This window comes from Acinetobacter sp. YH01025, assembly GCF_013420185.1.
Taxonomy (GTDB): domain Bacteria; phylum Pseudomonadota; class Gammaproteobacteria; order Pseudomonadales; family Moraxellaceae; genus Acinetobacter; species Acinetobacter indicus.
Genome location: NZ_VOYR01000002.1, coordinates 293069 through 306432, shown reverse-complemented (window position 1 = coordinate 306432; position 13364 = coordinate 293069). Strand labels below are relative to the sequence as shown.

Genomic DNA, 13364 nt, shown 5'->3' with positions numbered 1-13364 from the left:
CAGCCGGTGGCTGGATTTTCCATGCGCCTAATCACATCGACGGATCTATCGACTCTCTGAAACATCAGCCTTCAATATTTAAATACAGACTTTCTTTAACTTCTTCCATTACCACATAACTGTGTGAAGAGGCTGAGGCCGGCAATTTTTTCAGTAAATCGCCAAGTAAACGCCGGTAGGCGCTCATTTCTTTGAGCCGTGCTTTAACCAGATAATCAAACTCGCCGGAAATCAGATGACACTCGAGCACTTCCGGAATATCCACCAGATCTCGCGCCACCTGATCAAACACATCGCCCGATTTGGCCGACAGTTTAATCTCCAGAAATACCAGCAGTTTCTTGTCCACCAGTTCAGGATTCAGGCGGGCATAATAGCCCATAATAATGCCATCGCGTTCCAGCCGTTTAACCCGTTCCGAGCAGGGCGTGGTGGATAAATTGACCTTGGCCGCCAGCTCACTAATCGCAATCCGGCCATTGTTTTGCAGGATGTCCAAAATCATGCGATCAATCCGGTCTAATTTACGCATCTAAAAATTCCTTTATTCCAAAAAATATCCTGAAAAAATGGGCGGATTATCTGAAAATACCCACTAAAAATAGCAAAATTCACTATTGATCCGAAAATATACTAGTTAAATAAACTGGAATGTATTTGAGGTCAAGTCTATGCGTGTAATTGTGTTGGGAAGCGGTGTCATTGGGGTGACCAGCGCATATTATCTGGCGCAGCAGGGTGCAAGTGTGACGGTGCTGGATCGTCAAACCGGGCCGGCGGAAGAAACCAGCTTCGGGAATGCCGGACAGGTTTCACCGGGCTATTCAACGCCGTGGGCAGCGCCGGGGATTCCATTTAAAGCCGTGAAGTGGATGTTCCAGCATCATGCACCTTTGGCCGTGAATTTGGATGGCAGTATGTGGCAGTTACAGTGGATGGCGCAAATGCTGAAAAACTGTAATGCGCAGCACTATGCTATTAATAAAGAGCGGATGGTGCGGGTAGCCGAATATAGCCGCGATTGCCTGAGACAGTTACGCCAAGACACCGGAATCAGCTATGAAAACCGCTCTAAAGGCACGCTGCAGCTGTTCCGTAAAGATGCCCAGCTCGATGCCGTACAGCGTGACATTGAAGTATTAAAAGAAAGCGGTGTGGAATATGAGCTGTTAGACCGTGATGGTCTGGCCCGGGTTGAACCGGCTTTGGCTGCGGCCAAAGATAAACTGGTTGGTGGCTTGCACTTGCCTAATGATGAAACCGGTGATTGCTATCTGTTTACCAATGCGCTGGCCAAACTGGCACAGGAGATGGGTGTCGATTTCCAGTTTAACCAGAATGTAGAAAAACTGCTGGTTGAAGGCGACGAGATTAAAGGCGTGCTGGTCAATGGCAAAGTGCTGACCGCAGACCGTTATGTGCTGGCCTTTGGCAGTTATTCACGTGAATTCCTGAAACCGCTGCATCTGGACCTGCCGGTCTATCCGGTGAAAGGTTATTCGCTGACTGTGCCAATTGTCGATCCGGCCATGGCGCCACAATCAACAGTTCTGGATGAAACTTACAAGATTGCGATTACCCGTTTTGACCAGCGGATTCGTGTCGGTGGTATGGCTGAATTAAGCGGCTTTAACCTCGGTCTGAATCAGGATCGTCGTGCCACGCTGGAAATGGTCACCAAAGATTTATTCCCGGGTGGTGATTTACCGCAGGCCAGCTTCTGGACCGGTTTACGTCCAATGACGCCAGACAGCACCCCGATTATTGGCGGCACCCGCTATAAAAACCTGTTCCTGAATACCGGCCACGGGACTTTAGGCTGGACCATGGCCTGTGGCTCGGGCAAGTTAATCAGTGATCTGGTGATGCAGCAGCAACCGGAAATTAGCACTGAAGGCTTGTCGTTACAGCGTTACGCCGCTTAAGGTATTGATTCAAGGAAGAACGATGTCTAGACCAATTCAGGCAGTGGTGCATCTCGATGCACTGCGCCATAACCTGCAGATTGCCCGGCAGTATGCCGGGGATAGCCAAGTTTATGCCGTGGTCAAGGCCAATGCCTATGGTCATGGCATCGAGCGGGTCTATCCGGCTTTTCAGTCCGCCGATGGTTTTGCTTTGCTAGATCTGGCCGAGGCATTGAGATTACGCCAGCTGGGCTGGCAGGGTGATATTCTGTTGCTGGAAGGCATTTTCTGTCTGGAAGATTTATCAGTCTGTCAGCAACATCACTTAAGTTTTAGCATTCACAGTGCCCATCAAATTGACTGGTTACAGCAGTTCCAGCGCCAGCATCCGGAAGCACGTTTTCATGTCTATCTGAAAATGAACAGTGGCATGAACCGTCTGGGTTTTGCACCCGCCGCTTACCGGGGCGCCTTTGCCCAGTTACAGGCACTGGAAATTGTAAGCTCTATTACCCACATGATGCATTTCTCCGATGCCGATGGCGAACGTTTTGGTGCGCCGGGCATCGACTATCAGCAGCAGTGTTTTGAACAGACCATTGCCGGCCTGCCTGGCCAGCGTTCACTCTGTAATAGCGCGGCGCTGCTACGTCATGCGCCGGCCCTGCACAGCGATGTGATGCGTAGCGGCATCATGCTGTACGGCAGTTCCCCCGATTTTCCACAGCACACAATTCAGGACTGGAACCTGAAACCGAGCATGAGCCTGCGCAGTGAAATTATTGCTGTCCAGCAGCTGAAGGCTGGAGAAAGTATTGGCTATGGCTCCAGCTTTGTTGCTGAACAAGCCATGCGGATTGGCGTAGTGGCCTGTGGCTATGCCGATGGCTATCAGCGAATTTCTCCAAGCGGTACACCGGTACTGGTCAATTCGCAGCGCAGCCAGACGCTGGGTCGGGTCAGTATGGATATGCTGGCGGTCGATCTCAGCCATCTTCCTGACGCCGATATTGGCGCTGAAGTGGTGCTGTGGGGCTATTCCAGCAGTGGTGCCATCTTGCCGGTCGATGAGGTCAGTCAGGCAGCCGGTACCGTTGGCTATGAGCTGATGTGCGCCATCACCGCCCGGGTGCCGTTTGTGGTGCAGGCATAAAATTTTATTCAACAGGATCACAACATGAGTTTTCAAGATATTCAACGTATTCACAGCACTGAAGTGATGAGTGCGGCAACGGTATTTAATCAGGTGGTCTATCTGTCGGGTCAGATTCCGAAAACCACTGCCGGGCAGGACATCACTGCGCAAACGCAAGAAGTGCTGCAGACCATTGATACGCTGCTGGCCGAAACCAATAGCGATAAAAGCCGGATTTTATCTGCGCAACTCTTTTTAAAGAATCTGTCCGATTTCCAGACCGTGAATGCGCTCTGGATTGAATGGTTGCAGGGCCATGCCACACCGGCACGCGCCACCATTCAGGCGGAACTGGTCAACCCGGACTGGCTGATTGAAATTGCAGTGACCGCTGCACAGAAATAAGCCGTCTGGTTTGGTTTTCTCTCCCAGCCACTGACGCTGCGTACAGCCCAAGATAGGATTTGTTGGGATGTACAGGACCATCATTGCAGGATGACGTATGCACAGCCTGCGCTGATGGCAGGGTCAGGGCACAATAAGGATATTGAACATGACTTCCTCTCGTCACGATGACGTTCATTCGTCGCCACATGAATTACAACGCAAACTCTCCAACCGGCATCTGCAGTTAATTGCCATTGGCGGCGCTATTGGCACCGGACTGTTTATGGGCTCCGGCAAAACCATTGCCTTGGCTGGCCCGTCCATCCTGTTTATTTATATGATTATTGGCCTGATGTTTTTCTTCCTGATGCGCGCATTGGGTGAAATCCTGCTGTCCAATCTGCACTATAAATCCTTTATTGATATGGCGCATGAGCTGATCGGGCCGGGTGCGGGCTACTATATTGGCTGGTCCTACTGGCTGGGCTGGATTCTGGTCGGAATTGCCGATCTGGCAGCCATCATCAATTATCTCGGTTTCTGGCTGCCACCAGATACCACGTTTACTCCCATGGGGCAGGCGCTGATCAGTGTTGGTTGTGTGCTGTTTGTACTGGGACTGAATTTACTGACGGTCAAGCTGTTTGGTGAAATCGAGTTCTGGTTTGCCCTGATCAAGATTCTGGCCATCTTAGGCCTGATTGGTATTGGTGGCTATATGGTCTTTAACCAGTTTGCCGCGCCAGATGGCACCACTGCCAGTTTTCAGCATGTCTGGTCACATGGTGGTATGTTTCCACAAGGCGGTAACGGTTTTCTGGCCGGTTTCCAGATTGCGCTGTTTGCCTTTGTCGGGGTGGAGCTGCTGGGCACCATGGCGGCTGAAACCAAAGATCCGGAAAAGAATTTACCCAAAGCAGTCAATGCAATTCCGACCCGGATTATCCTGTTTTATGTGCTGTCTTTATTTGTGGTGATGTCGGTGACGCCGTGGAACCAGATTCCGGCAGACCGTAGTCCGTTTGTGTCGTTGTTTTTACATGCCGGTATTCCCACCTCTGCGATTATTATGAATCTGGTGGTGTTATCTTCGGTGATGTCTTCCATGAACAGCGGTGTGTTTTCGACCAGCCGCATGCTGTTTGGCCTAGCGCGTGGCCGGCAGGCGCCACAGGCGTTGGCGACCTTGTCAAAACAGGCAGTACCGGCCAAAGGTCTGCTGTTCTCCTGTCTGTTTATTATGGCCGGTGCAGCCTTGCAGTATTTTGTGCCGAATACCGTTGAAGCCTTTACCTTGGCCAGCTCGCTGTGCGTGATTCTGTTTATTAGCATCTGGGGCATTATTATGGTGTGTTACCTGCGCTATCGTAAACTGCAGCCGCAGTTACATGCTGCTTCACGCTTTAAAATGCCGGGCGGGGTGCTGATGAGCTATGTGGTGTTGGCCTTCCTGCTGTTTGCACTGGTGATTCTCAGTCTGGAGCCGGATACGCTGAAAGCACTGCTGGTCAGTCCGTTGTGGCTGGTGATTTTAACCGTGACTTACTATGGTCTATATAAACCGCGGCTGCGTAAATACCAGCAATATGCCCAGACCGAGCAATATGCCAAGTCAGAAACCCTTCGCTAGCCCACAAAAAAGCCTCGTATCAAACGAGGCTTTTTTTATCTGTTCTTCGATGGAGCTAGAACACAGGTTTCACCACCACCAGAATCACAATTGCAAATAACAGCACTGTCGGCATTTCATTGAAAAAGCGCCAGAACTTGTGTGACTTGTAATGGGCATTGCCAATCAGTTTCAGACGGTAATAACCGCAAACCAGATGGTAAATCACCAATAATCCGACCAGTGCCACTTTCAGGTAAAACCACAAGGCATCGTGGTAGTTCCGGGTGGCATCACCCCAATCTACCAGAAAGTGGGCGGTAATTAGGGTGGCAATCATGGAAGGCCACATAATTCCGCGGTACAACTTGCGTTCCATGACTTCAAAACGCTGATGACTGACCGCATCTTCACTCATGGCATGGTAAACATATAACCGTGGCAGATAGAACAGTGCAGCGAACCAGCACACCACGGCAATAATATGTAATGCTTTTACCCATAAAAAAGCATCAGAAGGTGCATCCATCGAAAATCCTATTTAGGGATTATGCATCCCATTTCTTGAAAATCAGACAAGCGTTTACGCCGCCAAAACCAAAACTGTTACTCATCACAGTATTCAATTTTGCGTCACGTTTTTCAAGTACGATATCAAAGCCTTTCGCGCCTTCATCCAGCTCGGTCACGTTGATGTTTGGCGCAATAAAGTCGTTTTGCATCATCAGGACAGAGTAGATCGCTTCCTGTACACCGGCAGCACCCAGGCTGTGACCGGTCATAGATTTGGTCGAGCTCAGGGCTGGTACCTGGCCTTCACCAAAGGCACGTTCCATGGCTTTCAGTTCAGTCACGTCACCTGCAGGGGTAGATGTACCGTGTGTGTTCACATAGTCAATCGATTCAACACCATGCTGTTTGGCTTCATCCAGCGCCATCAGGATACAGCGTGTTGCACCTTCACCGCTTGGCGCAACCATGTCAGCACCATCCGAGTTGGCTGCATACGCGACCACTTCTGCCAGAATGTTGGCACCACGTGCTTGTGCATGTTCCAGCGATTCCAGTACCAGGAAGCCACCGCCGCCGGCAATCACGAAACCATCACGGTCTGCTGAATATGGACGAGAAGCAGTTTCTGGGGTGTCATTGTATTTGGCACACAGCGCACCCATCGCATCAAACAGCAGGCTTTGTGACCAGTGATCTTCTTCACCACCGCCAGCCAGCATAAGATCCTGTTTACCCAGTTGAATCAGGTTGTAGGCATAACCAATCGCATCGGCAGAAGTTGCACATGCGCTGGTAATCGAGTGCGCAACGCCTTGCAGTTTAAAGGCAACGCCCAGGTTGGCCGTAATGGTGTTTGACATGTTACGTGGTACAAAGAATGGGCCAATTTTACGCGCGCCTTTTTCTTCCAGTAATTCCACCATTTCAACCACAGATGCAGTCGAGTTGCCGCCTGAACCACCGGCAATACCGTAACGCGGGTTACCAGCTAAATCTTCAACTTTCAGGCCGGCATGTTCAATGGCTGCTGCCGCTGCGTTATAGGCATACATTGCACACACGCCCATGAAGCGTTTTAAACGACGGTCGATATTGTCAAAATTCTGTTCTGCAGCTGCACTGACATGGCTCTTAAAATTCAGTTCAGCATAAGTCTGGTTAAAACGTGTGCCTGAAATACCATTTTGCAAAGAGTGGGTTACATCTTCTAATGTATTACCAATGCACGAATTAATGCCCATGCCAGTGATTACAACACGTTTCATCTACAGTTCCCTTATGGTGATATTATCGGGTCCAACCCTGGAGACTGTCGGCGCAAATGCCGGTGTCCAGTGCATTTCCCAAGTTTTTCAATTGGATTCATAATAACAGAAAGAATTTTGAATTCTTATGGCAAATCCTATGCCTCTTTGGGAATGACCAGATTTGGGGAGCAGACTACGTGAACATAACCAAAAGAAACACAATAAGGTTGAGATAAACGCAGACTATACCTAGTATTTAGCAATAAATCTTAAGAAAGAAAATGAGGAGCAAGAATGACAGATTCTAATAATAAGCAATCAGGCGGATTCCTCTCGAGTGCGTTTGGAGTGGCTAAAAAGCTCAGTCATACCGGCATTGACCTGGTTCAGCATGTGGCGCCCGGTTCGACCAGTAAAGAAGAGGCGGGTAGCAGTCAGGGGCGGGTGGTGGAAGGCAGTGCCAGCCCGGTATTCGGCCGCCATTCATCGCGTTATGACAATCCGCAGCAGGTACTGAAGGCACATTTGCCGCAGGTCTCACGTCAATTGCTAGGTCGTCATTATAATAAGGTCAATAATCTTGCCCATTTTGTGGCGCCTGAGTTTTCCGATAAGGTGTCGGATTACTTCTTTCACCAGCTAAATACCTTTACCTCCAATATCAGTTCGGTCGATGCAGTTTTAGATGAAGCCGGAGTACGTGACTTAGAGGAACTGACCCAGGATGTGAACCGTTCCAAGCGCATCAGCCAGGCGCTGGCAGAGCAGAATAAATGGCTGGCCTCGATTCAGGGCGCGATCACCGGGGCTACCGGCGTGATTGGAACCGCGGTAGATGTGCCGGTTTCGATGATCATGTCGTTACGTACCATCTATCAGGTTGGGCGTTCGTATGGCTTTGAGCTGAATAAAGAAGAAGGCCAGGCCATTGTGCAATATATTTTCAAACAGGTTGATCTGGGCCTGATTGCCGAAAAGCAGGCGGTCTTGCTGGGTATTAAAAGCGTGCTGAACATGCTGCAAACCCATGATGTGCATCAGTTACAGCAGCTGGTCGGTTCCAGTAATGATATGGAAGCGCTACGCAAATATCTGGTCAATGAGCAGGGCGAAATGAAATGGCAATGGATGAACTCAATGCCGAAGTTCTCGCTGTTAAGCAAATTAACCCCGGTGGCGACAGCCTCGGTCAGTGCCGCCTATAGCTGGAAGCTGGTCGAACATGTGCACCAGAAAGCGCAGGAAGTGTTCTCGCATGCCCGTGAATATCTCATTCAGCATAAAGGCAGTCAGCTGTCCCCGGTCGATGCCTATGAAAAAGCCGCAGCCTTACTGGCACAGGCCGCACCAAAATTACTGGAACAGCCAGCTGCGGCTACACCGGCCGTCGATGAGCTGAAGCTGGATCAGGATATTGAGCTGCAGCAAAACAGCACCATCTCCAAGGTGAAAATCCAGAAAAAATCGGCAGAGGAAAAACCGGAGCCGGAACAGGTCGATCAGGATATCCAGCAGGGCCTAGAGCAGCTGGCCGATAAAATGGTTGAACCGAATGCTGCAGTCGAGCCACAAAAACCGGCAATTCCACCGGAATCGATTGAGCCGGAACCTGAAGATGATGACGAGTTTGACGACACGCCACCGGCAGTGGAAGAGCCACCTGAAACGGAGGCTGAACCGCAAAAAGCAGACGCTGAGAAACCGGTAGCGAAGAAGGTTACAAAAAAGCAAAAAGCGCAATAAGGTGCTAATACCTTAAAAAGCAGTAAAATTAGCCTTTAATGCGGGAATGGTCAATATTTGCCGGTCTGTCGAATATTGACCATTTTAGTATCTTGACTTACAATTGCATGCCCTCAAAAAGTAGTATGTTTTTGGGGCTTTTTATTAACGGGAGAATTGCCACATGGCAACAACAAATCAGTTGATCCGTAAGGGTCGTACGACTTTAGTTGAAAAATCTAAAGTTCCTGCGTTGAAGGCTTGTCCACAACGTCGTGGTGTTTGTACACGTGTTTACACAACTACACCTAAAAAACCTAACTCAGCAATGCGTAAAGTTTGCCGTGTTCGCTTAACTTCAGGTTTCGAAGTTTCTAGCTATATCGGTGGTGAAGGCCATAACCTGCAAGAGCACAGTGTTGTTCTGATCCGTGGTGGTCGTGTTAAAGACTTACCAGGTGTACGTTACCATACCGTTCGTGGTTCTTTAGACTGTGCTGGCGTGAAAGATCGTAACCAGTCACGTTCTAAATACGGTACTAAACGTCCTAAGAAATAATCTTTCGAGATTAAGCTCTTAGTTCGTTAGAACTGCAATCCTTTATCGTCTCGCTTGTCTGATTTCTGCATTTATTTTGTGAATATTCAAGCGACGTATAGTAAGGCCAGCGAATGCATACGACACTTTATGCTACTGCTGGATTAACCTGAAGTGTCATATTTATAGGTAGTTTTAAAATGCCAAGACGTCGCGTAGTCGCTGCTCGTGAAATCCTTCCGGATCCTAAGTTCAGCAGCCAAACAATCGCTAAATTCATGAACCACGTAATGCAAGATGGTAAAAAATCTATTGCTGAAAGTATCGTTTACGGTGCTTTAGACCGCGTTCAAGAAAAAAACAAAGTAGACCCAGTTGAATTTTTTGAAGCTACGCTTGAAAAAGTTCGTCCTATGGTTGAAGTAAAAGCACGCCGTGTTGGTGGTGCTACTTATCAAGTTCCTATGGAAGTACGCCCATCCCGTCGTACTGCTCTAGCGATGCGTTGGTTAGTAGATGCTGCTGCTAAGCGTTCTGAAAAAACTATGGCTTTACGTCTTGCTGGTGAGTTGCTTGATGCAGCTGAAGGTAAAGGCGCAGCGGTTAAAAAACGTGAAGATGTGCACCGTATGGCTGAAGCCAACAAAGCCTTCTCTCACTACCGTTTCTAAGCGGATAAAACAGGACCTAATCAGGAGGGTGATGAATTTAGTTGTCACTAGTTTGTCATCAAAGCGCTTTAAGTTGCTATGCAGCTTAAAGCGTCCTGTTTTAAACAACAAAATTTAGGAATGCTAGAAATCATGGCACGTCAAACCCCAATTTCTCGTTACCGTAACATTGGTATCTCTGCGCACATTGACGCAGGTAAAACAACCACTTCTGAACGTATTTTGTTCTACACAGGTGAGAGCCACAAACTAGGTGAAACTCACGAAGGTTCAGCAACAACTGACTGGATGGAACAAGAGCAGGAACGTGGTATTACCATTACTTCAGCAGCTGTAACATGCTTCTGGAAAGGTATGGCTAACCAGTTCGACCAACACCGTATTAACGTAATTGACACCCCGGGACACGTTGACTTCACAATCGAAGTTGAGCGTTCTATGCGTGTTCTTGACGGTGCGTGTATGGTTTACTGTGCTGTAGGTGGTGTACAACCTCAGTCTGAAACTGTATGGCGTCAAGCAAACAAATATAAAGTACCTCGTTTAGCGTTCGTTAACAAAATGGACCGTACTGGTGCAAACTTCTTCCGCGTAGTTGAACAAATGAAGACACGTTTGGGTGCTAACCCAGTGCCTATCGTTGTTCCAGTGGGCGCAGAAGACACATTCACAGGTGTTGTTGACTTAATCGAAATGAAGTCAATCATCTGGGATGAAGCTTCTCAAGGTATGAAGTTTGAATACGGCGACATTCCTGCTGATCTGCAAGATACAGCTGAAGAATGGCGTACAAACATGGTTGAAGCTGCTGCTGAAGCATCAGAAGAACTCATGGACAAATACCTGGAAGAAGGCGACCTTTCTAAAGAAGAAATCGTAGCTGGTCTTCGTCAACGTACATTAGCGGGTGAAATTCAACCTGCAATGTGTGGTTCTGCATTCAAAAACAAAGGTGTTCAACGTATGTTGGACGCAGTGATTGAATTCCTTCCAGCGCCTACAGACGTAGAAGCGATCAAAGGTATCCTAGACGACAAAGACGAAACCGAAGGTTCTCGTGAAGCGTCTGACGATGCTCCGTTCTCTGCGCTTGCGTTCAAAATCATGAACGACAAATTCGTAGGTAACTTAACGTTCGTACGTGTTTACTCAGGTGTTCTGAAAGCAGGTAGCCCTGTTTACAACCCAGTGAAAATGAAACGTGAACGTATTGGCCGTATCGTACAGATGCACGCAAACGACCGTCACGACATCGAAGAAATTCGTGCGGGTGATATCGCAGCGTGTGTAGGTCTTAAAGATACAACGACTGGTGATACATTGTGTGACGAAAACGCAGTGATTACACTAGAGCGTATGGAATTCCCAGAGCCAGTAATTGCATTGGCTGTTGAACCTAAGACTAAAGCTGACCAAGAAAAAATGTCAGTAGCTTTAGGTCGCTTGGCGAAAGAAGACCCTTCATTCCGCGTACGTACAGACGAAGAATCTGGCCAAACGATTATTGCGGGTATGGGTGAGCTTCACCTTGACATCATCGTTGACCGTATGAAGCGTGAATTCAACGTTGAAGCGAACATTGGTAAACCAATGGTTGCTTACCGTGAAACGATCAAAAAGTCTATCGAACAAGAAGGTAAGTTCGTTCGTCAAACTGGTGGTAAAGGTAAATTCGGTCACGTATTCGTACGTTTAGAGCCGCTTGATCCTGAAGCTGGTAAAGACTACGAGTTCGCTGAAGAAGTTGTAGGTGGTGTAGTACCTAAAGAATTCTTCGGTGCTGTAGACAAAGGTATTCAAGAACGTATGAAGAATGGTGTCTTGGCTGGTTACCCAGTTGTAGGCATTAAAGCGACATTATTCGACGGTTCTTACCACGATGTCGACTCTGACGAATTATCGTTCAAAATGGCGGGTTCTTACGCATTCCGTGACGGTTTCATGAAAGCAGATCCTGTTCTTCTTGAGCCAATCATGAAAGTTGAAGTAGAAACTCCAGAAGACTACATGGGCGATATCATGGGTGACTTAAACCGTCGTCGTGGTATGGTTCAAGGTATGGACGACTTACCTGGTGGTACTAAAGCAATTCGTGCAGAAGTTCCACTGGCTGAGATGTTCGGTTACGCAACACACATGCGTTCTATGTCTCAAGGTCGTGCGACTTACTCTATGGAATTTGCTAAATATGCTGAAACTCCACGTAACGTGGCGGAAGGCATCATTGCTAAATTCCAGTCTGGTGGTAAAAAAGGTGACGACGAGTAATCTTTCGATTACTATAAGCGCAAACTAATTCATAGTTAAAAAACCTAATGCTCATGGAGTGATCCTCCATGAGTTGTTTTAAAAAGGAAGATCTCATGGCTAAGGCTAAGTTCGAACGTAATAAGCCACACGTTAACGTGGGCACAATCGGTCACGTTGACCATGGTAAAACAACTTTAACAGCTGCGATTGCTACAGTATGTGCACGTAAGTTTGGTGGTGAAGCGAAAGATTACGCTGCTATCGACTCTGCACCAGAAGAAAAAGCACGTGGTATTACAATTAATACTTCTCACGTAGAATACGATTCTCCAACTCGTCACTACGCGCACGTAGACTGCCCAGGCCACGCCGACTATGTTAAAAACATGATCACTGGTGCTGCTCAGATGGATGGTGCGATTCTTGTTTGTTCAGCGACTGATGGTCCAATGCCACAAACTCGTGAACACATCCTTCTTTCTCGTCAGGTAGGTGTACCTTATATCGTTGTATTCTTAAACAAATGCGATATCGTAGATGACGAAGAGTTAATCGAATTAGTTGAAATGGAAGTTCGTGAACTTCTTTCTACTTACGACTTCCCAGGCGACGACACTCCAGTAATCCGTGGTTCTGCTCTTGCAGCACTTAACGGTGAATCAGGTCAATATGGCGAAGACGCTGTTGTAGCTCTTGTTGAAGCGCTTGACACTTACATTCCAGAGCCAGTACGTGCAATCGACCAAGCATTCTTAATGCCAATCGAAGACGTATTCTCAATTTCTGGTCGTGGTACAGTTGTAACTGGCCGTGTTGAAACTGGTATCGTTAGAGTTGGTGAAGAAGTTGAAATCGTTGGTATCAAAGATACAGCGAAAACAACGGTTACTGGCGTTGAAATGTTCCGTAAGCTTCTTGACGAAGGTCGTGCTGGCGAGAACTGTGGTGTTCTTCTACGTGGTACTAAGCGTGAAGAAGTTCAACGTGGTCAAGTACTTGCTAAACCAGGTTCAATCAAGCCGCACACTAAATTCGACGCAGAAGTATACGTACTTTCTAAAGACGAAGGTGGCCGTCACACTCCATTCTTAAATGGTTACCGTCCACAGTTCTACTTCCGTACTACGGACGTAACTGGTGCGATCCAGCTGAAAGAAGGCGTTGAAATGGTTATGCCAGGTGACAACGTTGAAATGTCAGTAGAATTAATCCACCCAATCGCAATGGACGCTGGCTTACGCTTCGCGATCCGTGAAGGTGGTCGTACTGTAGGTGCTGGTGTAGTTTCTAAAGTAACTGCATAATCACTTCTATAGTGTGAAAAAAGCGTCCCAAAGGGACGCTTTTTTTATCTTTGCAGATTAAATTGTCTGACAATTTAACTG

12 protein-coding genes are annotated in these 13364 nt (G+C 47.8%); 9 read left to right on the top strand and 3 right to left on the bottom strand.

The window, feature by feature from the left end; translation table 11 throughout:
* Window positions 1–64: 64 nt before the first annotated feature.
* Entirely contained in the window at window positions 65–532 is a 468-nt protein-coding gene (locus FTT89_RS03915; protein ID WP_005179867.1) for an Lrp/AsnC ligand binding domain-containing protein, read from the bottom strand.
* Between the two features lie 139 nt (window positions 533–671).
* Here FTT89_RS03915 and FTT89_RS03910 point away from each other — a divergent pair, with 139 nt between their 5' ends.
* The 4 genes from FTT89_RS03910 to FTT89_RS03895 all read left to right on the top strand — a co-directional run bounded on the left by FTT89_RS03910 (window position 672) and on the right by FTT89_RS03895 (window position 5059).
* Window positions 672–1925 (top strand): D-amino acid dehydrogenase, encoded by a 1254-nt coding sequence (locus FTT89_RS03910; protein ID WP_075167990.1) that lies wholly within the window; start codon window positions 672–674, stop codon window positions 1923–1925.
* Between the two features lie 22 nt (window positions 1926–1947).
* Complete coding sequence (gene alr, locus FTT89_RS03905) at window positions 1948–3060, top strand: alanine racemase (protein WP_180007006.1); 1113 nt, start codon at window positions 1948–1950, stop codon at window positions 3058–3060.
* 24 nt (window positions 3061–3084) lie between these two features.
* Window positions 3085–3447, top strand: coding sequence for a RidA family protein (locus tag FTT89_RS03900; RefSeq protein ID WP_180172702.1), 363 nt, complete (start codon window positions 3085–3087; stop codon window positions 3445–3447).
* Window positions 3448–3595: 148 nt separating this feature from the next.
* Window positions 3596–5059, top strand: a complete 1464-nt coding sequence (locus FTT89_RS03895) for an amino acid permease (RefSeq protein WP_180172701.1) — start codon at window positions 3596–3598, stop codon at window positions 5057–5059.
* A 55-nt stretch (window positions 5060–5114) separates the two neighbouring features.
* On the opposite strand, the gene FTT89_RS03890 is transcribed toward FTT89_RS03895, so the two are convergent.
* Both FTT89_RS03890 and FTT89_RS03885 read right to left on the bottom strand, forming a co-directional pair.
* Entirely contained in the window at window positions 5115–5567 is a 453-nt protein-coding gene (locus FTT89_RS03890) for a CopD family protein (RefSeq protein WP_005179856.1), read from the bottom strand.
* A 19-nt stretch (window positions 5568–5586) separates the two neighbouring features.
* A complete protein-coding gene (locus tag FTT89_RS03885; protein WP_005179853.1) occupies window positions 5587–6816 on the bottom strand; it encodes a beta-ketoacyl synthase N-terminal-like domain-containing protein in 1230 nt (409 codons plus the stop codon).
* Window positions 6817–7092: 276 nt separating this feature from the next.
* On the opposite strand from FTT89_RS03885, the gene FTT89_RS03880 reads away from it, so the two are divergent.
* The 5 genes from FTT89_RS03880 to tuf all read left to right on the top strand — a co-directional run bounded on the left by FTT89_RS03880 (window position 7093) and on the right by tuf (window position 13283).
* A complete protein-coding gene (locus FTT89_RS03880; RefSeq protein WP_180172700.1) occupies window positions 7093–8541 on the top strand; it encodes an EcsC family protein in 1449 nt (482 codons plus the stop codon).
* A gap of 163 nt (window positions 8542–8704) precedes the next feature.
* On the top strand, window positions 8705–9079 hold the full coding sequence (gene rpsL / locus FTT89_RS03875; protein ID WP_002050319.1) for a 30S ribosomal protein S12: 375 nt from the start codon (window positions 8705–8707) through the stop codon (window positions 9077–9079).
* Between the two features lie 179 nt (window positions 9080–9258).
* On the top strand, window positions 9259–9729 hold the full coding sequence (gene rpsG / locus FTT89_RS03870) for a 30S ribosomal protein S7 (protein WP_005179845.1): 471 nt from the start codon (window positions 9259–9261) through the stop codon (window positions 9727–9729).
* A gap of 132 nt (window positions 9730–9861) precedes the next feature.
* The gene (fusA, locus tag FTT89_RS03865; RefSeq protein WP_180172699.1) at window positions 9862–11997 is read left to right on the top strand and encodes an elongation factor G; all 2136 of its coding nucleotides are present in this window, start codon (window positions 9862–9864) and stop codon (window positions 11995–11997) included.
* A 95-nt stretch (window positions 11998–12092) separates the two neighbouring features.
* Window positions 12093–13283 (top strand): elongation factor Tu, encoded by a 1191-nt coding sequence (gene tuf, locus FTT89_RS03860; RefSeq protein WP_163145479.1) that lies wholly within the window; start codon window positions 12093–12095, stop codon window positions 13281–13283.
* Window positions 13284–13364: the final 81 nt, after the last annotated feature.